The 21,494-nt window shown below is 65.2% G+C and carries 18 protein-coding genes; 6 read left to right on the top strand and 12 right to left on the bottom strand.

The features are described 5' to 3' along the window. The first annotated feature begins 12 nt into the window (after positions 1-12). From KA419_00400 to mraY, 4 genes are read left to right on the top strand one after another with little or no spacing between them, the layout of a single operon-like run. Complete coding sequence (locus KA419_00400) at positions 13-507, top strand: hypothetical protein (GenBank protein MBP7864378.1); 495 nt, start codon at positions 13-15, stop codon at positions 505-507. Next, on the top strand, positions 504-1,835 hold the full coding sequence (der, locus tag KA419_00405) for a ribosome biogenesis GTPase Der (protein MBP7864379.1): 1,332 nt from the start codon (positions 504-506) through the stop codon (positions 1,833-1,835). The genes KA419_00400 and der overlap by 4 nt, the downstream gene beginning before the upstream one ends. After that, complete coding sequence (locus KA419_00410) at positions 1,832-3,808, top strand: UDP-N-acetylglucosamine--N-acetylmuramyl-(pentapeptide) pyrophosphoryl-undecaprenol N-acetylglucosamine transferase (protein ID MBP7864380.1); 1,977 nt, start codon at positions 1,832-1,834, stop codon at positions 3,806-3,808. The genes der and KA419_00410 overlap by 4 nt, the downstream gene beginning before the upstream one ends. Positions 3,809-3,824: 16 nt before the next feature. Continuing rightward, a complete protein-coding gene (gene mraY, locus KA419_00415) occupies positions 3,825-4,946 on the top strand; it encodes a phospho-N-acetylmuramoyl-pentapeptide-transferase (GenBank protein ID MBP7864381.1) in 1,122 nt (373 codons plus the stop codon). A 1,036-nt stretch (positions 4,947-5,982) separates the two neighbouring features. Here the strand turns inward: mraY and KA419_00420 are convergent. The 3 genes from KA419_00420 to KA419_00430 form a co-directional block, all read right to left on the bottom strand. Beyond that, entirely contained in the window at positions 5,983-7,422 is a 1,440-nt protein-coding gene (locus tag KA419_00420) for a sugar transferase (GenBank protein MBP7864382.1), read from the bottom strand. A gap of 254 nt (positions 7,423-7,676) precedes the next feature. After that, positions 7,677-8,426, bottom strand: a complete 750-nt coding sequence (locus KA419_00425) for a TSUP family transporter (GenBank protein MBP7864383.1) — start codon at positions 8,424-8,426, stop codon at positions 7,677-7,679. Between the two features lie 340 nt (positions 8,427-8,766). Further along, a complete protein-coding gene (locus KA419_00430; GenBank protein ID MBP7864384.1) occupies positions 8,767-11,241 on the bottom strand; it encodes a GAF domain-containing protein in 2,475 nt (824 codons plus the stop codon). A 684-nt stretch (positions 11,242-11,925) separates the two neighbouring features. Here KA419_00430 and KA419_00435 point away from each other — a divergent pair. Next, positions 11,926-12,171, top strand: coding sequence for a hypothetical protein (locus KA419_00435; protein MBP7864385.1), 246 nt, complete (start codon positions 11,926-11,928; stop codon positions 12,169-12,171). A 133-nt stretch (positions 12,172-12,304) separates the two neighbouring features. Beyond that, complete coding sequence (locus tag KA419_00440; protein ID MBP7864386.1) at positions 12,305-12,961, top strand: hypothetical protein; 657 nt, start codon at positions 12,305-12,307, stop codon at positions 12,959-12,961. A 112-nt stretch (positions 12,962-13,073) separates the two neighbouring features. Here the strand turns inward: KA419_00440 and KA419_00445 are convergent, their stop codons facing one another. The 9 genes from KA419_00445 to tatA all read right to left on the bottom strand — a co-directional run bounded on the left by KA419_00445 (position 13,074) and on the right by tatA (position 21,429). Further along, on the bottom strand, positions 13,074-14,609 hold the full coding sequence (locus tag KA419_00445; GenBank protein ID MBP7864387.1) for a hypothetical protein: 1,536 nt from the start codon (positions 14,607-14,609) through the stop codon (positions 13,074-13,076). A 3-nt stretch (positions 14,610-14,612) separates the two neighbouring features. Beyond that, complete coding sequence (locus KA419_00450; GenBank protein MBP7864388.1) at positions 14,613-15,248, bottom strand: hypothetical protein; 636 nt, start codon at positions 15,246-15,248, stop codon at positions 14,613-14,615. A 12-nt stretch (positions 15,249-15,260) separates the two neighbouring features. After that, positions 15,261-15,989, bottom strand: coding sequence for a zf-HC2 domain-containing protein (locus KA419_00455; protein ID MBP7864389.1), 729 nt, complete (start codon positions 15,987-15,989; stop codon positions 15,261-15,263). Beyond that, the gene (locus tag KA419_00460) at positions 15,976-16,596 is read right to left on the bottom strand and encodes a sigma-70 family RNA polymerase sigma factor (GenBank protein MBP7864390.1); all 621 of its coding nucleotides are present in this window, start codon (positions 16,594-16,596) and stop codon (positions 15,976-15,978) included. Before KA419_00460 ends, KA419_00455 begins: the two co-directional genes overlap by 14 nt. Positions 16,597-16,666: 70 nt before the next feature. Further along, positions 16,667-18,301 (bottom strand): SpoVR family protein, encoded by a 1,635-nt coding sequence (locus KA419_00465; GenBank protein ID MBP7864391.1) that lies wholly within the window; start codon positions 18,299-18,301, stop codon positions 16,667-16,669. Positions 18,302-18,457: 156 nt separating this feature from the next. Beyond that, positions 18,458-19,372, bottom strand: coding sequence for a DUF3395 domain-containing protein (locus KA419_00470; protein MBP7864392.1), 915 nt, complete (start codon positions 19,370-19,372; stop codon positions 18,458-18,460). Between the two features lie 49 nt (positions 19,373-19,421). Beyond that, the gene (locus KA419_00475) at positions 19,422-19,838 is read right to left on the bottom strand and encodes a response regulator (GenBank protein ID MBP7864393.1); all 417 of its coding nucleotides are present in this window, start codon (positions 19,836-19,838) and stop codon (positions 19,422-19,424) included. A gap of 275 nt (positions 19,839-20,113) precedes the next feature. Next, positions 20,114-21,235 (bottom strand): DUF4388 domain-containing protein, encoded by a 1,122-nt coding sequence (locus tag KA419_00480; GenBank protein ID MBP7864394.1) that lies wholly within the window; start codon positions 21,233-21,235, stop codon positions 20,114-20,116. Then, the gene (tatA, locus tag KA419_00485) at positions 21,235-21,429 is read right to left on the bottom strand and encodes a twin-arginine translocase TatA/TatE family subunit (GenBank protein ID MBP7864395.1); all 195 of its coding nucleotides are present in this window, start codon (positions 21,427-21,429) and stop codon (positions 21,235-21,237) included. Before tatA ends, KA419_00480 begins: the two co-directional genes overlap by 1 nt. Between the last annotated feature and the right edge of the window lie 65 nt (positions 21,430-21,494).

A 21,494-nucleotide genomic window follows, 5' to 3' on the forward strand; every position in this document is an offset into this window, starting at 1 on the left:
GGTGGTGAGGCCATGCGGTTGGGGCGTGCTGGATGCTGGTTGGCCCTGTCGGCGGTCCTGACCGTCTTCCCGGGGCTCTTCGTCGGGGCGCAGTCTACCTTCGACCCTTTCAACTATTCCGTGGAGGAATTCAACCGGCTCCGTCAGACCTCCCCCCTGGAGCACCTCAACCTCTACCGGCGGATCGTTCCGCTCCGGGTCTCCGAGATCACCGCCTCGCTCCGGGCCCTGAACTGGGAGCGGCTCGAGGCGCAGCTGGACCGACTCTACCGGGTCCTGGCCAACGTCCTGGAGGATATCGACCTCTGCGCGGCCAATCCGAAGAACCGGAGCCGGATCGAGATCTGGAAGATGGAATCCGTCCTGAGGGATGCCGCCGCCCGGTTGAACGGCGTCTCCCGCTCCCTGCCCCCGGAGCGCCGGGAGAAGCCCGCCCCCCTCATCCAGCGGCTCAATATCGGGGCCGAGGCCCTGCGCAAGTTCCGCAAACCCGGAGGTTCGTCATGACGCCTCCCGGCTCCCGGCGCCCCGTGCCGGTCGTGGTCATCCTGGGCCGGCCGAACGTGGGCAAGTCAACACTCTTCAACGCGTTGACGGGTTCCCGCCGCGCCATCACGGGGGACGAGCCCGGGATCACCCGGGACCGGCTCTACCGGCAGGCCGAGTGGGACGGGAAGCCCTTCGTCCTGGTGGACACCGGCGGGCTCCTGCCCGGCGAAGACGAGCCCATCCCCCGGGAGATCCTGCGGCAGGCGCGCGCCGCCCTGGCGGAAGCCGACGCCGTCCTCTTCGTCGCCGACGCCCAGTCGGGCCCGACGGCGCTGGACGAAGAGATCTTCGCCATGATCCGGAAGTCCGGGAAGAAGGTGCTCCTGCTGGCGAACAAGGTGGACGTCCGGAAACTGGAGGCGCAGGCCATGGCCTTCTACGCCATGGGGGCCGACACCGTCTTCCCCGTGTCCGCCGAGCACCGGCAGGGGCTCGACGAGATGCTGGACGCCCTGACGGCGGGCTTTCCCGTTGCCGAGCCCGAGGACGCCCCGGCGGAGGGGGTGGTCCGCCTGGCGGTGGTCGGCCGGCCCAACGTCGGGAAGTCCTCGCTGGTGAACGCGCTTCTGGGTGAGGAGCGGATGATCGTCAGCGACATCCCCGGCACCACCCGGGACGCGGTGGACACGGAACTGTCCATCGACGGCCGCCGGTACTGCCTCATCGACACCGCGGGGATCCGCCGGAAGGGCAAGACGAAGCTCCAGGCGGAGAAGATCTCCGTGATCCAGGCCCGCAAACACATGGAAAAGGCGGACGTGGCCCTGCTGCTCCTGGACCCCGTGGAGGGCGTGACCCACCTGGACGCGGTCATCGCCGGGTACGCGGTGGAATCGGGGAACGCCGTCGTGCTGGGCGTCAACAAGTGCGACCTGCTCCCGAGAGGGGAGAGCGCCGTGCGCGAGCTGACCCGGCAGGTCCGCAACCAGATGAAGTTCCTCGACTACGCCCCGCTGCTCTTCTTCTCCGCCCGGACGGGCCGGAACCTGCCCAGGATCTTCCCGGTGATCCTCAAGGCCTGGGAGAAGCGCTACCACCGGGTCGGCACGCCGGACCTGAACCGGTTCTTCCACGCCATGATGGAGAAGCGGCGCATCGAGGCCCTCTCCACGGCGGATATCGGGGTGAAGTACCTTACCCAGGTCGGAACGGCCCCCCCGACGTTTCTCCTCTTCGTCCGCCGGGGCAAGCGGCTGCACTTCTCGGAGAAGCGCTTCGTGGAAAACCAGCTCCGGGAGTTCTTCGACTTCTACGCGAACCCTGTCGTGCTGCGGGAACGGTCGTGAAAGGGAACGGCAAATCGCTCAGGGTCCTGTTGACGGGGGGCGGTACGGGTGGCCATGTCTACCCGACCCTGGCCGTGTACGAGATCCTGAAAAAGGAATTTCCCGTCTCCCAGGTGCTCTACGTCGGGTCGAGGGGCCGGGCGGAGGAAAAGATCGTCCCACGCTTCGGCATCCCCTTGTCCTTCACCCCCTGTGCTCCCCTTTTCGGGCTCCGGCCGTGGAGCCTCGCCGCCTCCCTGTTCATCAACCTCGTCGGCACCCTGAAGGTCCTGCTGACCCTCCTCCGGTTCCGCCCCCACGTGATCCTGGCGGCCGGCGGTTACGTGAGCGCCCCGGCGGTGTTCGCCTCCTTCCTCCTGCGGCCTTTCCTGCGGCCCCTGCTGGTCATCGACGAGCAGAACGTGGTTCCGGGGCTCATGAACAAGCTGGCCTCGCTCTTCGCCCGGGCGGTCCTGGTCAGCTTCCGGGAGACCGCCTTCTTCGTGTGGAACGACAACTGCGTCTTCACGGGGTACCCGGTCCGGTCGGAGTTCCTGGCGGGCGTTTCCCGCGAGGAGGCCCGGAAGGCCCTGGGGATCGCCGAAGACCGGAAAGTGGTCGCGGTTTTCGGGGGCTCCATGGGGGCGCGGTCCATCAACCGCTTGATGGCGGAGATCCTGACGGGCCTGGGGGTGGCCGGGAGCGCCCTGACGGTGTTTCACTCCACGGGGATGTCGCGGGGCGCCTACGACGCGTGGGAAGACACCCTGCTCCGATTCCGGAAAGCGGCGGGGGGCGGGGCGAGGGTCGAGGATGCCGGCGAGGGGAAGACGTTCCGGCTGGCGGACGGCCGGCTGGACTATCACCTGCTCCCTTACATCCACGACATGGCCCTTCACCTCCAGGCGTCGGACCTGGTGGTCTGCCGGGGCGGCGCCGGGGCGCTGTCGGAGGTCATGGCCCTCGGAAAACCGGCCGTGGTGATCCCGAAACGCGATCTTCCCGGGGACCACCAGGAGCTGAACGCCATCAACCTCGCTTCCGTGGGCGGTTGCGAGGTCGTGTTCGAGCGCAAGGCCGCCGACGGGGTCGATTACGTCGATGCCCCGGAATTCCTGTCGGTGTTCACCCGGCTTCTGGACGACCCCGCCCGGATGCAGGCGATGGCGGCCCGGGCCCGGGACAAGTTCCCCGCGGGGTGCCGGGCGAAGATCGTGGAAACCTTCCGCAACCTCCTGGCCGGACGCGAGGTGGACGCCATCCAGGAACTGGTGGAGCCCGAGTACGTCCGTTTGCAGAAGCAGGTGGACCACCTGGTGGCCTTCCTCCGGAACCAGCCCCCGGAGAGCTTCTATTACCGCTTCTACGCCATCCGGATGGAGGAGATGCTCCGCTCCGACCAGTGGTCGCGCCTGAACACCGGGGTGAAGCTGTGCGGCGGGCTCCGGCGCTTCGACAAGATCCCCCTCCTCGTCTCCCTCTTCGAGACGGGGAACGGGTTCATGCGGCGGAACATCCTGGTGGCGCTCGCCAACATGAAACTCTGGGACCCGGCCCTGGCGGACCTGATCGTTCGCGCGCTGCAGGACGGGTACTACGAGGTCCGGGTGGCCGCCCTGGCCCTGGCCGCCGCCTGCGTCGACCACACGTCGGCGAACCCCCTGATCGTCGACCAGATGCGCCGGTTGATGCGCAAACGGTTCGAGCGTTTCGAGGTCCGGTACTGGTGCATCCGGACGCTGCCGCTCTTCATCCCCCTGGACGAGTACTTCCGGATGACGGCCCGCTTCCGGTTCGCCCGGAACGTCCGGCTGCGCGAGGCGATCCTGGAAGGCTTCCAGGGCGCCCTCCGGATGGAGCGGATCCGCGCCGACCAGATCGAGGACGTCCGCTATTTCCTGAACGACTTCCTGATCACCACGTCCGGTTTCGACCCGAAATTCAGCATCCGGCACAACTACGTCGAGCTGCACAACCGTTTGAAGAGTCCGTAGGGACGGGGAGGAGACCATGTACGAGATCGTCCTCTACCTGCTGGGAAAAGCGGGAATCAACCCCGGGTTCCTTCGGATCTTCGACTACATCACCTTCCGGGTCATGCTCGCCGCCGCCACGGCCCTGATCTTCGAGCTGATCTTCGGCCACCGCATCATCGTCATGCTCTACCGGCGCCGGTTCCGGGACACCGGGGGCGAGTTTTCCTCCATCGAGGCGACCTCCAAGCGGGGCACCCCCACCGGGGGCGGCGTTCTCTTCATCTGGGGGACCCTCCTGGCGGTGTTGATCTGGGGTCGGCTGACCAACCGGCATCTGTGGATCGTCCTCACCGCCTTCGCCTGGTTCGGGATGGTGGGTTACCTGGACGACCTGCAGAAGACCCGTTTCAAGTCGTCGCTCAGCGGGTTGAGCCAGGTGGGGAAGACCTTCCTGCAACTGGCCTTCATCGTGCCCTACGCCCTCTTCTTCGTCTACTGCGCGTTCCCGGTCAATCCCATCCCCGCCGAGTTCCGCACGGACCTCTTCCTCCCCTTCGTCAAGCACCAGGCGCTGCCCTACGCCCTGGACTCCTGGGTCTTCGTCTGCTTCATCGTGTTCGCCTTCTTCTCCATCGTCAACGCCGTGAACATCACCGACGGCCTGGACGGGCTCCTGACCGGGCCGTCCATCATGTGCCTGTCCCTTTACGGGGTCTTCGCCTACATCATCGGCAACGCGGTGCTCTCGAAGTACCTCTGGTTCCCCTTCTTCCCGGGCGCCGGCGAGATGGCGGTCTTCTGCGGGGGGCTGGTGGGGGCGCTCTTCGGCTTCCTCTGGTACAACACCTACCCGGCCGAGATCTTCATGGGGGACACCGGCTCCCTCGCCATCGGGGGCGCCCTGGGGGCGCTGGCCTTCCAGACCCGGCAGGAACTCCTCTTCCCCATCGCCGGCGGGGTGTTCGTCGCCATGATCGCCAGTTCGCTGATCCAGGAGAAGATCGGGATGCGAATGGGCCGCCGGATCTTCCTCCGCGCCCCCATTCACCACGGCCTGATCCTCAAGGGGGTCGCCGAGCCCAAGGTGGTGATCCGGTTCTGGATCGTCTCGATCCTCCTCACCCTCCTGGCGGGCATCTCCATCAAGCTGCGCTGAGGCCGGCGGGTGGAGAGAACCACGGTGGAACACGGAGAAGGCGCAGAGAAAACCACCCAATGCACGAAGGAAGAATCCAGAATCCAGAATTCAGGAGGCAGGAGGGGGAGAATGACGTCAGGAGACGTCGTCGGGAGACAGGAGATAAAGCGATGGCGTTTGGGCCCGGGGCAAGCCGCGGACGCCGGGGAACTCAGACCGGAGCGCGAAAAGGTGACGGGCGTCCGCGGCGCCGCCCCGGGGTCAAGACGTGGCAGCGCAGGGGCAAACCCGCCCCGAAGGCGGCGGGAGCAAAGCGTTCATTCAAATTTTAATGCCCTCGTAAAAAGTCTTGATTGTGATCTCACAGAGGCACAGAGGCACGGAGAAGAATTATAAGATTTATTGATTCTAGTAATTACGATTTGCATTTCTCCGTGCCTCCGTGCCTCTGTGAGAGAAAAGGACTCTTTGCGAACGCATTAAATTTGCATAATTTGACAAAGACTATACAAGGTATGACAGCCTGAACCCCTTTCGATTGCGACTGCGACTGCGATACCGATACCGATACCGATTCCGACCCCGATACCGATAGCGACTCCGATAGCGATACCGACCCCGATACCGATGGGAACCCCCTCCGGACCTACCGCCTACCGCCCAACCCGGATAAACCGGAGAGAAACCACGGATGAACACGGATGGACACGGATCATCCGGACGCGCCAGAAAAATAACAGGCGGTCTTTACCTCTCGCAAAGGCGCAAAGACGAAAAGCCTCGCAAAGCCGGAAGCGGAGAAGGAGGATTCCTTTGCGAGGCTTTGCGTCCGGGCGTCTTTGCGAGAGACCGGATACGTCGATTCCGGAACCGGATCAGCACCAGTGGGGCATTTTAGCCCCGGGGCATGCCGGACGACGCTGCCGGGATTCCCTCCTCCGTCCCCGCACCGGGTTTCCCCGCTCTGAAAGCGGTGGGAGCCCACCGATGATCTCAATCTTGCTCATTTTGCCTAAGATCTTACTTCGTAGGGACTACAGCCTACAGCCCAACTTCACCTCGCCCCCCGGCAGAAGAGGACGGTGGGGATGGTGCGGAGGAGGATCTTGAAGTCCAGCCAGAGGCTCCACGAGTCGATGTACTTCAGGTCGAGTTTCATCCACTCGTCGAAGTCGACCTCGTTGCGCCCGGAGACCTGCCACAGGCACGTCAGCCCCGGTTTGACGGAGAGCCGGCGCCGCTGCCACCGGGTGTACTCGCGGACTTCCTCGGGGAGGGGCGCCCGGGGGCCCACGAGGCTCATGTCGCCCTTGAGCACGTTGAAGAACTGGGGAAGCTCGTCGATGCTGGTCTTCCGAAGGAAGCGCCCCAGGGCGGTGATGCGGGGGTCGCCGCGCATCTTGAAGACGGGGCCGTTCATCTCGTTGAGGTGCCGGATCTCCCAGAGGATGTCTTCCGCCCCGTGCACCATGGAGCGGAACTTGTACAGGGTGAATTTTCGCCCGTAGAGGCCGCAGCGCACCTGCCGGTAGACGGCCGGCCCGCGGGAGGTGAGCCGGATCAGGAGCGGGACCGTCAGCAGGAAGGGCAGGGAGAGGAGGATCCCGGCCAGGGCGCCCACCACGTCCAGGAAGCGTTTGAAGACGAGGGACAGGGCGTGCTCGGGCACGGGGGAGAAGGACAGGAAGGGCTGGTTCTCCACGAAGTCGAGGCTGGTTCGCGAGATGGCGTGCGGGAAGAAGTGGAGGGAGAGCCGGGTGATGATCCCCAGTTCCTCGCAGAGGAGGGCGATCCCCTCGAACAGCTTCAGGTCCCCGTTGGTGGAGCTGACGAACATGACCTCGTCCACCACGTGGTTGCCGAGCACCGCCTCGGCTTCCTTCAGCGAGCCCAGGACGGGTCCGTGGCACGGCATGCCCGGGGTCGGGGCGCAGTCGGTGACGTAGCCCACCAGGTAGTATCCCTGGTCCTTGTGGGAGGCGATCTTCCGCCCCATCTCGAAGACCTTGGGGGAGTTTCCGGCCACCAGCACGCGCCGGTACTCGCTGCGGATCCCTTTCCGGGACTTGACCCAGGCCACGTAGCAGAGCCGGTGCAGCGCGCAGAGGAGAAAGAGGGTGACGAGGAAAAGGAAGGTCACGGAACGACTGAGGTCCAGCTTGAAGAGGAAGGAAACGAAGCCGATGGCGAGACCGAGGGTCAGGCACTCCGCCAGGAGCACCAGGAGGTGGCCGGGGAGATAGCGGAACCGGTACGGGGTGCGCTGCCGCGCGTGATACACGTGGAAAAGCAGGAAGATGGCGGCGCTCACCGAGTAGAACCACAGGTAGGATTCCACGGCCCCGATGACCGGCAGAGAACGGTCCGCGAAAAAGACCCGCAGGTCCGTCAGGTCCCGGCGGAAGGCGTGGGCCATCGGCAGTGCCGCCAGGATGGCGACCAGGTCGCAGAAGAGGAGGAAGATGTGCCGCTGTCGTTCTTTCTTGTCCAGCATGGAGGGGCTACCAGCGTCCTTTGGCGCACCCATCTTAGCCTAAATCCGGCCTTCGGACAACCCTACATTAGCGATTCCCCGGGGCGGAAAATGTCGCGAATGAAGTCCGCCGGTACTCCGCCTCAGTCCTTAGCGCGGGGGGGAGGTGCGCCGGCGGCGGTTCGGGCCCGGTCGCCCGGTCAACCCGGGCAGCCCGGCGCCTTGCCGCACCCCGCTTCGCCGGGGGGCGGCGGATCGCCCCGGATCCCCGGCCCTCAGCGGTCCAGGAGCAGTTTCGCCGTGACGGCCAGGGAGATCAGCACGAGGGTCGGGCGGACCACCCGGCTGCCCCGCCGGAGCACCAACCCCGACCCCAGGCGGGCGCCGATGACCTCACCCACCCCCATGACCAGGCCGTAGACCCACTGAACGTGGCCACCGGCGATGAAGACCGCCAGCGACACGATGTTGCTGGTGAAGTTCATCAGCTTCGTCTCGGCGGTGGCGACCGTCATGGCCCGCCCGGCCAGGAGCATGAGGGCCATGACCCAGAAGGAGCCGGTCCCGGGCCCGAAGAAACCGTCGTAGAAGCCCAGCGTGAGGCCAAAAACGGTGAAGAAGAGGGCCGGGACCAGGTGCGGGCGGCGTTCCAGCTCGCCGAGTCGGGGAGCACACAGGATGTAGGCGGCCACCGCCATCAGGAGGAAGGGGATGGCCCGGCGCAGGAGGTCGGGCGGGAGGTGCTGGACGGCCCAGGCCCCCCCCGCGGCGCCCACCGCCGTCATGAACACCCCGAGCGCGCACCGGCGGACGCTGAAGATGCCCGCCCGGTGAAAGTGCCAGACGGCGCTGCCGGAGCCGAAGCTGGACTGGAACTTGTTGGTCCCCAGGGCGTCGGCGGGGGGGAGCCCGACCCCCAGGAGCACGGGGACCGTGATGAGCCCGCCGCCGCCGGCGATGGAGTCCACGAAACCAGCCCCCGTGCCGGCCAGGAAGAGCAGGGAACCCTGCAGCCACGCCATCATGGGCGATACCGGTCGCGGAAACTTTTGAACCGCATGGTGTTCTCCACCGCCCCGGGTCTTCCCGGGGCGAAACGCCATTGTTCCACGGTCCGGCGCCCGCCGCAAGGGGCAAGAGGGATCAAGCTTGTCGTTGCACTGTTTTCAGGGGTGAAAGGACAAAAGGACCAAAAGGACCAAAGGGACCACGAAGACCAGGACGACCCACAAGACTCCCTTTTCAGGCCTTTTACGCCCTTCCTGCCTTTCCCGTCCTTTAGGTCCTTTAGGTCCTTTAGGTCCTTTAGGTCCTTTGGGTCCTTTGGGTCCTTTGGGTCCCCTGGCCCCTTCCCGCCGCGGAGCGTCACCCCGCCCAGGCCACCACCCGGTTCTTGCCCTCCTTCTTGGCCTGAAGCAGGCAGCGGTCGGCCGCCTCGATGAGGGCGGCCTTGTTCATGTCGGGGAGCAGTTCGCACACGCCCTGGCTGACGGTAACCCGGAGTTTCTTCTGCCCCTGGGGGACCACGTGGGAGGCGATGCGGCTCCGCAGCCGTTCCGCCAGGGCCTTCGCCTGGCTCAGGGAGGTGTTGGGGAGAACCAGGGCAAACTCCTCCCCGCCGTAACGGGCCGCGACGTCGTACTCCCGCAACCCGTTCCGGATGAGGATCGCCACTTCCCGCAGGACCACGTCCCCGATCTGGTGGCCGAACCGGTCGTTGAAGAGCTTGAAGTCGTCGATGTCCATCATGATCACCGCCAGGGCGTTCTCGTGCCGTTTCGCCCGCGCGATCTCCCGGGACAGCGTGTCCTGGAAGAAGCGGTGGACGTACAGGCCGGTCAGCCCGTCGGTGATGGAAAGCTCCAGGATCTTCTGGTATTTCTCGCAATTCTCCACGGCCACGGACAGGTGCTGGGCGAAACTGCACGCCAGGTGGAACTCCTGGGACGAGAAGGGGGTGCCGTCGATCTTGTCCGTGAGGTTCAGCACGCCGATGACCCGGTCGCGGCTCCGGAGGAGGATGTTGAGGAACGACTTGGTCTGGTAGTAGGGCTTGTTCTGGATGCTGAGGTCGGATTCGATGTCCTGGATGTAGACGGACCGCTTCATGCGGATCACCCGGGTCATCAGGTTGTCGCCGGCCGATTCCAGCGAGATGGGGTCGACGCTCTTCACCTCGGGGAGGTTGTGGCCCATCAGGACGAGCTTCTTCTCTTCGGGGACGTGGAAAAAGATGGAGCAGAGCCGGCAGTTCATGTAGAAGGGCAGCCACTTGACGACGGCCCCGATGCACTTCTTCAGGTCGAAGGAGGAGTTGATCCGGCGGCTGAGCGCGTTCAGGTTGAGCAGGAGGTTGTGGGCGGTGGTCTTCTGCTTGAAGAGTTCGGCGTTGACGAGGGTGTAGCAGATGTGGTCCGCGATGCGGGAGAAGATCTCCACGTCGCTCTTGTCGAACTGGTTCAGGCGGCTGCTCTCGATGTTGAGGACCCCGAACACCTCCTCCTCGTTCCGGATGGGGATCGCCAGTTCCGACTTGGTGTGGAGGAGCACCCCGCGGTAACGCGCTTCCCGCAGGACGTCGTTGCAGAGGTGGTGCTGGCCGGACCGGGCGACGAGCCCGATGATCCCCTCGTCCAGCGGGAACTTGTCCCCCACCGAGGCCCCCGGAGGCGGGGAGCCGGCGTAGGACACCAGCTCGAGCTGCTGGGAGAGCTTCTCGAACGAGAAGATCCCCGTGTGGTCGTAGCCGAAGGCGTCCTGGATGTACTGGACGATGTCGTTGATGAAGACCTTGTAGTCGAAACTCTGGATGGTCACCTGCCCGATTTTCTGGATCACCTCGGAGTGCTTGGATTTCTTCGTCGCCTCCGCGTAGGAGATGACGTCCTTGAGGATGGCGCCGAGGTGTTCACACAGCGCCTCCATGACGAGGCGGTCCTTGTCGGCCATCGGGCCGCGGTTGCTGGTGCAGAGGTGGATCACGCCGATCGGGTTCGCCTGGATCCGGATGGGCATGGCGTGGCCGATCCGCTGCAGGGCGTCGTCCGCCAGGTCCTCCGCGGCCGGGTGGGACACCGAGGTCTCGCGGTTGTCCCGAAACGCCTGCTCCACGATCGGGTCGATCCCCTCCCCGGGGTGTTCGCCCGCCTCCCCCTCGGGGGCGACCGCCGCACACTGCAGCCGTTTTTCGTCCGGGTTCCACAGGAAGATCCGGATCCCGGAGAAGCCGAGGAATTCCACGATGGACCGGGCCACGACCGCCAGCATCCGGTCCATCCCGAGGTTCAGCGAGATCCGGTTCCGGATCTCGTTGATGATCTGAAGGCGGCTGGCGCTTCGGCGCTCGATCTCGATGGTCATGGCGTGGCCGATGGCCACGGCGATCTGGGAGGAGAAGATGACGAGGATGTCGAAGTCGTCCTGCGAGAAGGAAAACTCGCGGCGGCACTCGATGTCCAGGACCCCGAGGAACTGCTCCGACGTGACCAGGGGAATGCAGATCTCGGACCGGGCGCCGTCCACCCCCGGGATGTAGCGGGGTTCCGCCCGGAGGTCGGGAATGAAGAGCGGCTGGCGGGTTTGCGCCGCGTGGCCCGTGATCCCGCGGCCCCCGACCGTGGTGCGGAAGGTCTTGATGGCCTCGGGCGTGTACCCCCGGGCCGCACGGATGTACAGCTCGCTGGACTGGTTGTCCAGGAAGAGGATGGCGCAGGAGTCGAACCCGAGGGTGTTCTCGATGATGTCCAGCACCTTCTCCAGGAGGCGGTTCATGTTCAGGTCGGACAGGATCGACTCGTTCAGCCGGTAGAGGGCCTCCAGCTTGTCCAGTTTGCGTTTCATGAGCCGCCTCCTTGTTCCGTGAGGGGTCGGAACGGCCAGGCACGCGGCCCCCGGATCGGCACGCACGCCAACCCCCGGGCACCCCCTGGCCGTCCAGCGAAGCGGTTCGGAGACGAAAGACCTTTCGTCCGGGCGAGCCGCACCGCGCCCTCCGGGATTGTTGAATTCCGCCTTGACACCCCGCAAAAAGTGCCGTCGCCCCCCCGGGCGATGGCTCAAGCAAAGGTCTTATTGAACGTTCCCGCCCGATTTTCGACTTTTTGCGACGTTGTCACCTCCTCATCTTCCCCCAGTTTGGTGCGTTCGTCAACGGTTTTTAGGGACGGGCCACGAGGCGTCGGGAGCCGGGCGGGCGACGGTGGGAAAGCCGGTTCGGTACCTCGAGGCGTCGCGTGTCAACCGCTGCGAAACTTCGATATCGATCTCCTGTCGGTGATCTCCCCGGCCTTGGCCGGCGACATCGCCGGGGTCGAATCCGGCGGTGAGCACAAGGTCCTCAGCGGGCGATTGACGGGGGGGGAGGGAAAACCCGTTTTAACTATCCGTTTTGAAGAGTCCTGATCAGAGGGCTCCGAAGCAGGAATTCTTAAAGGCTTGGTAAAAAGGGGTTAAGACTTATGCCGGGTTTGGCAGGCTTCATGCTCTGTTCTCATCGACGGACGGGGGGGCGTCGGGAGGCCCATCATGCCGAACGGATGCCATGGAGACACCAACCCCTCGGTATGCCCGGGGAACCTTCACCGGGTGGAAGAGACGGAGTTCGATTTCTGCCCCCACTTCGCCAAGCCATTCCCGGAGTGCTTCTGCAGGCAGTTCGACAGTCTCACCATCCCCAAGATCGTCGCCTATTGCAACGGGGCCTACGCGCTGTGCCCCATCTTCCGGCGGGCCTCCGACGAGGCGGCACCCACGAAAAACGCTTCGAAATGAGTCGTGCCCTGAATTCGCGGGGTGGCGTGTTTCACGGGGCGGGGCCCTTCCGCGAGGCGATGCGGGCCATCCCGGCCAACGGGCTTGTGTTCCGCCCCTTGCCCCCGTTCCCGGTCGGGTTTACAATGGGCCCATGAACATTCGTATCCATCTTCTGGTCCTGTTTCTTTGGGGGGCGTTCGTTCCCGGGCAGGCCCCGGGCCCGGGAACCGCCCCGGAGGGGGTGGCCGTCACCCTCGCTTTCCCGAAACCCCTGCACCTGGTGGAGTTGTGGCATGGGCGGGAGCGGGTCGGGAGCGGCCTCGAGGGGAGCGTGACGGTGACCGTCACCAACCGGGGGCCGGGGCCGGTCACCGTGTACGACCTGGACGTGCACGGCCTCTGTTTCCGGGACGTGAGGACCGGCGAGGAGCGGGTGGTGGTTCACCCCTGCGACACGGCCTTCTACGCCGGGCTCGAATCGCCCCCCCCGGGGTGGGCCCGAACCCGGACGCACATCCTGGGGCCCGGGGAGTCCTGCCGGGTCCTCCTCGACGACTTCGGGTGTTCGGGGGGGTACTGGGCCGCCCCGCCGCCGGGGGAGTACGAGGTCTTCTACCGCCTCCGGACAGCGCCCCCCTGGGCATCCCCGCCGTCTTCCGGCACCGGGGGGCAGGTCCGGTTCAACCCTTCGCGCGACGTGAGCGCCTTCCGGGCCCGTCTCCTCGACGCCGGCTTCTGGAAGGACGGCCCGGGTTCCCCGACCCTCCGCCTCCAATTGAAAAAGCCGCGAGCCCGGCAGGTGAAGTGAGGCCCCCGGGGCGCAAACGAGGGCCCCGCGGCGGACCGCTGCCGGCGGGAACCGGGTGGTGAGCCCGGGTCCGCGCCGCCGGCGGGGCGCCGACAGCGCCGGCCCCCGGACGTCACTGCTTGACCAGGCGGATGTCGCCGGACTGGGTCACGCAGCGGAGGGTGGCTTCCTCCGGTTTCCCGTTGCTCCAGATCGGCCCCTTGCTGCCGGTGGAGGCGGTCAGGACCCCCGGGGGGAAGTCGGATTCGATCTCGCCGTCCATGGCGTAGAGGTACATCTTCCGTTCCGCGGGAAGGGACGGCGAGCGCAGTTCCACGTCACCGTTCCGCACGTCGACGCCCAGGCGGGCGGTGGGAGACTCGGGGAAGCCCGAGACGATGACGTCGCCGCCCTCGCTCTCGAGGGTGACGTCCCCGACCGGGCGGATCACCTTCAGCAGGTGACGGGAGTTCTTCGCGGTGAGGGTGCCCCGGATTCCCTCGAAGACGGCCTCGCAACGGTCGAGGTCGGCCTTGACGTTCCCGTTCTGGCCCTTGACCCGGAGGTCGGACCGCTCGGCGGTCACCCGGAGGTCGCCGATCCCGGAGGAACCGCGGATGTCGCAGTGGTAACAGTCCGAAAGGGTGCAGGACCCGGTGATGTTGAACAGGAAGATGTCCGCGTTCCGGGCCCCGCTGAGCGAGACGTCCCCGGTCACGGTCTCCAGGGTGATGTCGCCCCAGAGGCGGTGCTCGCCGCTGACGGTGACGGGCCCCCGGTGGGAGCGGACGTAGATGTCGGCGCTCTCCACGTCGAGCGCCAGCGGGCTTTCCAGGTTGGAGGCCGCGACGTCGCCCCGGTCGTTGGCCACCCGGAGGATGAAGCCTTTCGGGACGGTGATGACCAGGTTCACGACGGCCCGGTCGTCGCGGCCGGGTTCCAGCACGAGGTACTCGCCCTCGGTCCGGACCCGGGTGGCCGCCTTGACCTCCTCGGCGACGGCGCGGGCTTCGGTGGCACTGTCGGTGTAGACGACGCTGTCGAAGGTCACGGTGAGGTTCCCGTCGGTGGAGGGTTGGAACGAGATGTTTCCCACCTCGTGGGCGAGCATCAGGCCCCGGGTGTTCCCGGCCTTGCAGTGCAGCACGGACTGGATGCGCTGCGACTGGAAGAGGAGGCTGCGGATCTCCTCGGGCAGATAGCGAAGGTTTTGGAAGGCCTGGTGAATGCCGGCCCCGAAGATCGCCAGGAGGATGAGGAACACGATCTCCCCGGCGAAGAAGCGAACGGTCCTGCGGGGGTGGACGGCGTCCACCAGCTTGCCGATCCCCGCCAGGATGACCAGCAGCGGCCAATAGGTGCCGGGCACGGCCCACACGTGAGGGGTCCGGCCGAGCGTGACGAAGAGGAGCATCACCCCGAACCCCGCCCACAGCAGGGGTGCGGAGAAGGTGACGGGCTTCGGGGGGGCGCCGGCCTCCTCCTCGCCGGGTTTGTGGAAGTAGTTCCAGGCCTTCACCCCGCCGATGTAGACCAACAGCAGGGGGAAGCAGCGGAAGATCCAGCTGAGGAAGTTGTAGTCTTTCTGGATGTTGGCGTACAGGATGAGGAAGCCCAGGAAGATCAGCAGCAGTCCGCCCTGGATGGATCGTGCCGTTCGCTTCGACATGGTTCACTCCTTCCCGAAGCCGCCGTCGCGGGGGATTCTCCCCGTGAGGTCCGCCTCGTCCTTGTTTTGACCGAACCCGCGGACGAAGACCATGTAGAACCCCGCCAGGATGATCAGGACGGGCCAGTACCGGTGCAGGAACTCGAGGTCGAAGTCGAGGTTGTTGAGCAGGAACAGGCACCCGATGAGGACGAGGACGGCCCCCTTGACCAGGTTCATGTTCAGCCGGTTCTCGAAGGGCAGGGGCTCCGGCCGGTACGTTCCCGCGTTGAGCGCCTTGGCCGTGCGGTACGCGTCGACGATGGTGTACACGTAGAAGACGATGTTCGCCGGGATGCCGAAACCCAGCTGGTTCTGCATCAGTTCGTGGATGACGACGAACCCCAGGAACTGGTAGAAGGCCTTGACGTAGGTCCCGTTGTAGATGGCCCCCACGCAGGGGATGACCGCCAGCCAGGCCGCGGCGGCGGGTGACACGGTGCGGTTGGGGTTTTCCCGGTACCGCTTCACCGCTTCCTTGGCGCACTCGGTGCAGACGGGGTCGCCGCCGATGTTCCCGGCGCAGGCGGGGCAGAAATGACGCTTGCAGACGGCGCACTCGACAACGGACGGGACCTCGGGGTGATTGACGCAGTTCATGGCGGTTCTCCTTTAAACGAGTCCGGGCAGGAGGGCCCGGCTCGGGATGGACGCACAGGGTGCCCTCTCAGGGACGAAACTCCCGGGAAACACCCCGAGAAGCGCGATGGTGTCGGGGAAGCTCCGTTCCATGCCGGACCGGTTGGGGTCTTTCTTGTCGTTCCGGGGGAGCGTTTCCTTCTTCTTGTCGCGCGGGCTGAAGATGTCCTTCACCTGTTCCCACTTGGTCTCGAGGTACACCTGGGCCTTCTCGGTGAAGATCACCACGGAGTCCCACGCCTCGGAGGCCCCCTCGTAGAGCTTGACGAAGCGGTGAACGACCTTGTTCGTGAGGTTGTCCAGCACGGGCGATGACCCTCCGGTCGGGTCCAGGTTTCGCGCCACGGGGGCGTTGAGCAGGTTGTACCCCACCGCCACCAGGAACAGGCAGGCCAGTGCGGCGGCCGCCAGGCGCCGCTGATGGAAGGACAGGATCGGCGCGGGGTGCAGCAGCGACTTCAGAAACCCCAGCGGAGAGAACCGGGGGCGCCGGGTGGCCTCCAGGATTCTCCGGGCGAGTTCCGGCGGGGGGTCGACCTCGGGGATCGCGGAGAAGACGGCCCGATTGTCCAGCACCGTGTCCATGAGCAGGGCGCAAAGGGAACAGCTGCGCCGGTGGCTCTCGAACTCGTGGAGGGGTTTGCCAGTCAGTTCACCGTCCACGTAAGCGCCGACGAGGTCTTCGAACTCACGGCAGTCCATGCTCGCTCCTTTCCCGCACCGGCGGGCTCGCCTCGGAATAGAGGGACATCCTGCGCATGTTGACGATCCGGGCCAACTCGATCCGGCCCCGGTTGATCCGGGACTTCACGGTCCCCAGGGGGGCCTTGAGCGTCTCGGCGATCTCCTCGTAGCTGAGGCCCTCGATTTCCCGGAGGACCAGGGCGTTCCGGGTTTCGGGCGGAAGCTGGCGGAGGCACTCGTGGACGAAAGACGAGGTGTCCTGACGTTCCACGTGGCGCTGGGGAGAGTCGGAATCCGCCTGGAAATCGTATTTCTCCAGCTCCTCGGTGCCGCCGGACCGGAACCAGCCCCGCTTTTCCTTGCGGGAGGTGTCGATCAGGTGGTTGCGCGCCATCACGCAGAGCCAGCTTCGAAACTCGCCCCGCTGCTTCTGGAACTGGTTGATGAAGCGGTAGACTTTCAGGAAGATCTCCTGGGTCATGTCCTCGGCCGCGTCGTACCGTCCGGTGAACCGGTAGGCGATGTTGAAAACGAGTTTCTGGTAGGCGTACACGATGGTGCTCCAAGCGGCTTCGTCACCCTGGGCGCATCGTTCAAGAAGTTGACTTTCGCGATCGGCTTCCATTCCGTGCTCCCTTGCCGCTCAACCAACGAAACGACCTGGCCGTCCAAAAAGTTCCCGCGGGGAAAAGAAATCAGAGGTTGGTCCGGGTGAGCTTCCGGTTCTTCATGGTGTAGACCACCCGGCGGAACTTGAGTTCGCGGGGGGGGGCGTCCTCGTCTCCGTCGTCGGTGACCTTGCCTTTGTGGGGCCCGTCGTCCACCCGTTCGCTGGTCTCCAGCTTGACCGTGTTGCCCCAGAGGTACTCGATCCCCATCAGCACGGCCGGGACGAACTCGGCGAGGAGCGGCTTGCCCTCGAAGCGATGGTCGAGGTAGAGAAGCCCCTCCACGGAACGGCCGGCGTCCACCTGAACGAAGGGCGGGTGGTAGAGATGGTGGAGGATCATCTCCCGGTAGTCCTCCACCTTCCGGCTCCGGACGAAGTACTCCCAGACCATCCGCGACCGGTTCAAGCGCCGGCCGGCGACGAAGAGGTGGTTCCGGTCGAGGAAATCCTGTTCGAGAAAACGGTTGACGAAGGTGAAATCGCAGAGTTCCCGCCGGACCTGGAAGATGAGGCCCCGGCCTTCACCGGTCCCGGCGTCCCAGGCGCGGCGTCGGTCGTGGTCCCGGACCTTCTGGAAATCCCAGCGGTACCGGCCCTTGTCGGAAGACTCCTCGAGGTACTCGAACAGCTTCATCCCGAGGGCGTAGGGGTTGAGCCCAACGCGGGGCATGGCGGTGACGCCGGCGTTGACCCGGGCGTAATCCACCTCGTGGCCGCGGATCCGGTCGTCGGTAAGGAAGAGCCGGTTGTGCCAGTAGCTCGCCCACCCCTCGTTCATGATCTTGGTCCGGATCTGGGGCTGAAAGAAGACCGACGTGTCCCGGACCACCTGGATCACCGATTTCATCCACCGGTTTTCGGAGCGGTTGAGGAAGGCCGAGTGCTCCAGGACGTGATCCATGGCGTCGAGGGCCTCGACCTTCCGCTCCTGGCCGCTTTTCGCGAACAGGGCCTCGAACTCGGGGTGATCCCGGATCACCTCGGCGAAGAAGAGCCGTTCCGCCTGGTCCGCGTACTTCTTCAGCAGCGCGTTGTAGCGGTCGACCTCCTTCAGGTAGTCGTGGACCGGGACCTTGCGTTCCTGCTGAAGGAAAACGTCGAAGTAGTAGTCCAGGCGCCCCGGGCGCGTTTTACCCTCCCTGCCGGACCGGGAGAGTTCACGGAAGTAGCCGACGAGGTTGTCCATGCCGCGGGCGAATTCGATGACGTAGTCGAGCTGCCGCCCCTTGTCTGCCCTCAGCTTGGCGATCAGGCGCTTGTCCGCCAGGGCGCGCCCGTTGAAGTCGTCGTTCCAGGTCCGGGCGAAGAAGAGGTTGTTCTGGAAGAAGTCGATGTGGGCCAGGACGTGGTAGAAGATCATCACGTTCAGCCAGTCCGGGTTGTTGTCGTTGTAAAAGGAGATGGCGGGGCGCGTGTTGATGACGGTCTCGTAGGGGTTGCCCGGGTAAAGCTCGTAACGGCCTTTCTCCCTCAACAGTTCTACGTCGTTGACCCAGTAGTCGTAGAGGGTCGGGATCATGTTCTTGGGACCCAGCTCCAGGAGGTCGCGGTTGGTGACGATGTACTCCAGGGTCTCGTCCTCGAAGACCAGCCCCGCCGCGGACGCCCTGGCCTTGCAGCCTTCCATGATGGCCTTGGTGTGCTGGCTGATCAGTTCCATCCCTCACCTCTGCGCGATGGTGTCACGAACATCCGCGTCCTCCGCCCGGTGCCGGAACGGGACCGTGACGGGACCGGAGCGGGGTCTTCACCGCCCCGCTCCCGGGGTTTAAAACGGAATCCCCCGCCGGGGCGGGGGATGGGGGACGATGACGGATCAATACCCGATGTCTTCGGGCAAGATCAGGTACTCGTACTCGGAAGCGGAAATCGTGTACTGGCGCCCCCGGTAGCGGTAGGTGACCCGGAGTTCCTTGTCCTTGCCCGGGGCGGGGTCTCCCCCGAGGTTCCGGTTGCTGACGTAGATCTCCAGCCGATCCCGGTAGACCCGGTCCCGGAGGATCCGGGTCACGTCACGCCAGTTGCGGCCCCAGCCGTAGTCGGCGTCCAGGATCTCGAGCCGTCCCCGCCGGGGCGGGCCGCCGGGGTCGCCGTCCATGTCCGGGAGGGAGAGGTACTGGTATTCGGGGACCACCACCTGGCGGCGGGAACCGTTGTAGGCATAGCTGACCGTGAGCCGCTTGTCGGCCCCCGGCAGGGGGTCGCCGCCCAGGTTCTCGTTGCAGACGACGATCCGGAGGCGATCCCCCCGGATGTAACGCCGGAGGCGGTTGGTCACGTCCCAGAAAATTCCCTTGGCCCCGTACCGCGCATCGAGGATCTCGAGACGCCCGTAGCCCGGTCCCGGCCCCGGTCCGTGCCCGGGCCCCCCGGGTCCGGGCCCCGGTCCCCCCGGCCCCCCGGGTCTCCCTTCGATGACCAGCCAGTCGTTTTCCATGACGTTGGCCTGGCGAATCTCGCCGTCCCTGCGGACCCTGTACTCCACGCGGAGGTTCTTGATCTTCCCGGGGTAGGGGTCTCCACCCATGTTGGCGTTGGTGACCTGGACGTTGATCCGGTCGCCGCGGATGTAGGACTGGAGCAGGTTGGTGACGTTTTTGCCCCGTTGGCCGTAACCGTAGAATGCGCGCTCGATGATGATGTCGGCGAGGGCCTGGCCGACAGCGACGACCGCGACAAGGAAAAACACCATGATCAATTTTCGACGAAAGACGTTGGGTTGACGCATCATGTCTTCTCCTGGCAGTGGATTTTTCCGATGCGGCCTCGGCTCGAGGCCGTCAGGGTGAACCGGGGTCCCGGGCGGAGGACTCCCCGCGGCACAGCGGGAGGAGTTCCTCGACCAGGTTCGCCTTGTTGAGAAAGGTTACACCCGCCACCCGAAGGGCTTTCCGCAATTCCTCCGTGGGGTCGTCACCGCTCATGAGGATCACCCGCAGCCCCGGGTGAAGCCGGACGATGGTCTCCATGGCGTCCAGCGGGTTCGTCCCGGGCATGATGAGGTCCATGATCACGAGCTGGACCTCGGGGGAGCGCGGGTCCGTGAGGAACGAGAGGGCGCCGTCGGCGGACGCCACCGAAAGGGCCTCGATCCCGGACTCGGCGCACAGGTCCACCGCCATCTCACGGACCAGGTCGTCGTCATCGACGACCAGGACCCGATGCGCTCTGTCTGAAAACGGCCCGCTGACGGCCATCGCTCCTTCCTCTGAGTTACCGGTGATTTGCCGCGCGATCGAACCCATTATAAACGAAAACCGGCCCGGTTACAATCCGTCAATGCCCACGGCCGGCCGGGCCGCCAAAGCCGGAATCCCCGCGAAAAGCCCCTTGCAGCCCGCGAATCACGCGAACAGTCGCGAATCGGAATATCAAAAGCCATCGTATTTCTTTGTATTCGCTATTCGCGTCTATTGGCGTTATTCGCGGGAAATATCCAATTGGCGACTTGTGGCGGGGGCATCAAGACCGATCAGCGGAGGCCGATGATGCCCTTCCGTTCCAGGTCGTCCAGGAGGCGCAGGATCTCGGTCGCCCCCAGCGGCATGATCTGGGAGAGCATCTTGATGTTCATCCCCTCGCCCAGGCGGCTGAGCAGGAAGGCCTCTTTCGGGGAGATCTCCTCCTTGCGGATCCCCGAAAACTCCTTCTTGACGAAAGGGGCCATCAGCGGGGTGAACTTCAGGATCAGGTAGGAGTGCTCCTCGTTGACCAGCCACTTTTCGGTGCTCTCGAGCCAAACCACGTCCGCGCCGCCCCGGCGGAGGTCGTCGACGGTTTCCCAGGCCCGGGTGAACTCCCGGCGAAGGACCATTTCCCGGAGGCCCTCCTCCGCTTCCTCGAGCGAGGGCGCCGGCCTCAGCTCGGGCTGGAGGACGACGGGTTCCGAGATGGAATCGATGCACTCCTGCTCGAAGAGACGGTAGAGGGCCTCGAAGACGTCGTAGGCCGAGTGCCGGGTTTCCATGACGAGTTCGGACGGGGAGTGGTCGTGATCCTTGAGCCTGCCCCAGATCGAGATGGCGAACTCCGACAGCTTGCGCATCCGGGGGATGGCCCCGGGGACGGCCCGCAGGCGGATGTCGGGCGAGGGCATCAGTTCCCGGAAACGCCGCCAGTCGTCCTTGCGGCGCATGCCCTCCAGGACCAGGAAGTCCAGGCTCAGGTTCAGGTCGGGGAAATCGTCGGGGATCCCGGCTTCCTCGTCGAACAGGAAACTCCCGTCCTCCAGCAGGAACAGGTCGTAGACGGTTTCCTGCGCCCGCTCCCGGATGGCGGAATCCAGCGCCTGCAAGGTCATCAGGCCCTTGCGGATGAGGATCTCCCCCAGGAGACTCCCGCTGGGTTCCCCCTCCTGGTGGTTCAGGGCCTCCATGAGCGTGTTCTCGTCGATGTACCCCCGGGAGAGGAGAAACTGGCCGATGCGCCGCTGGGGGTCGTTGCTGACGGCGTTGGCGAGGTGGCCGCGGAGGACGGTCAGTTTCACGTAGCGGGCTTCGGCGGAGATGAGGAGGATACCTGACTTGCGGGACAGCGAGAACCACTGCAGGAGTTCGGCCAGGGGGAAGGTCTTGATGTTGCTTGCCAGGGACATTATTTTTCGGGGGCCTTGGGTTTGTCCTTCTCGTCCTCGCCTTTCTCCGACGACTTCAGGGAGGTCTTGAAATTGCGGATGCCCTCGCCGAGCCCCTTCGCCAGTTGCGGGATCCGCGTCGACCCGAAGAGCAGGAGGACGATGGCCAGGATGATGAGAAGTTCTGTGACGCCGAGGTTCAATTCAGCCTCCATATCATGCAATGCGAAGATACTATCTTACCCCATGGTGTAAAGCAAACGATTTCATCCCGGCCGTC

This window comes from Acidobacteriota bacterium (assembly GCA_018001935.1).
Lineage (GTDB): Bacteria > Acidobacteriota > JAAYUB01 > JAAYUB01 > JAAYUB01 > JAGNHB01.

Excerpts from the sequence above, each read along its gene's own strand:
- KA419_00465 (MBP7864391.1), bottom strand. The coding sequence starts at position 18,301 with ATGGAACTGATCAGCCAGCACACCAAGGCCATCATGGAAGGCTGCAAG.
- KA419_00455 (MBP7864389.1), bottom strand. The coding sequence starts at position 15,989 with ATGGACTGCCGTGAGTTCGAAGACCTCGTCGGCGCTTACGTGGACGGT.
- KA419_00420 (MBP7864382.1), bottom strand. The coding sequence starts at position 7,422 with ATGCTGGACAAGAAAGAACGACAGCGGCACATCTTCCTCCTCTTCTGC.
- mraY (MBP7864381.1), top strand. The coding sequence starts at position 3,825 with ATGTACGAGATCGTCCTCTACCTGCTGGGAAAAGCGGGAATCAACCCC.
- KA419_00440 (MBP7864386.1), top strand. The coding sequence starts at position 12,305 with ATGAACATTCGTATCCATCTTCTGGTCCTGTTTCTTTGGGGGGCGTTC.
- KA419_00480 (MBP7864394.1), bottom strand. The coding sequence starts at position 21,235 with ATGTCCCTGGCAAGCAACATCAAGACCTTCCCCCTGGCCGAACTCCTG.
- KA419_00425 (MBP7864383.1), bottom strand. The coding sequence starts at position 8,426 with ATGATGGCGTGGCTGCAGGGTTCCCTGCTCTTCCTGGCCGGCACGGGG.
- KA419_00445 (MBP7864387.1), bottom strand. The coding sequence starts at position 14,609 with ATGTCGAAGCGAACGGCACGATCCATCCAGGGCGGACTGCTGCTGATC.
- tatA (MBP7864395.1), bottom strand. The coding sequence starts at position 21,429 with ATGGAGGCTGAATTGAACCTCGGCGTCACAGAACTTCTCATCATCCTG.
- KA419_00470 (MBP7864392.1), bottom strand. The coding sequence starts at position 19,372 with ATGATGCGTCAACCCAACGTCTTTCGTCGAAAATTGATCATGGTGTTT.
- KA419_00400 (MBP7864378.1), top strand. The coding sequence starts at position 13 with ATGCGGTTGGGGCGTGCTGGATGCTGGTTGGCCCTGTCGGCGGTCCTG.
- KA419_00460 (MBP7864390.1), bottom strand. The coding sequence starts at position 16,596 with ATGGAAGCCGATCGCGAAAGTCAACTTCTTGAACGATGCGCCCAGGGT.
- KA419_00450 (MBP7864388.1), bottom strand. The coding sequence starts at position 15,248 with ATGAACTGCGTCAATCACCCCGAGGTCCCGTCCGTTGTCGAGTGCGCC.
- KA419_00435 (MBP7864385.1), top strand. The coding sequence starts at position 11,926 with ATGCCGAACGGATGCCATGGAGACACCAACCCCTCGGTATGCCCGGGG.
- KA419_00430 (MBP7864384.1), bottom strand. The coding sequence starts at position 11,241 with ATGAAACGCAAACTGGACAAGCTGGAGGCCCTCTACCGGCTGAACGAG.
- KA419_00475 (MBP7864393.1), bottom strand. The coding sequence starts at position 19,838 with ATGGCCGTCAGCGGGCCGTTTTCAGACAGAGCGCATCGGGTCCTGGTC.
- der (MBP7864379.1), top strand. The coding sequence starts at position 504 with ATGACGCCTCCCGGCTCCCGGCGCCCCGTGCCGGTCGTGGTCATCCTG.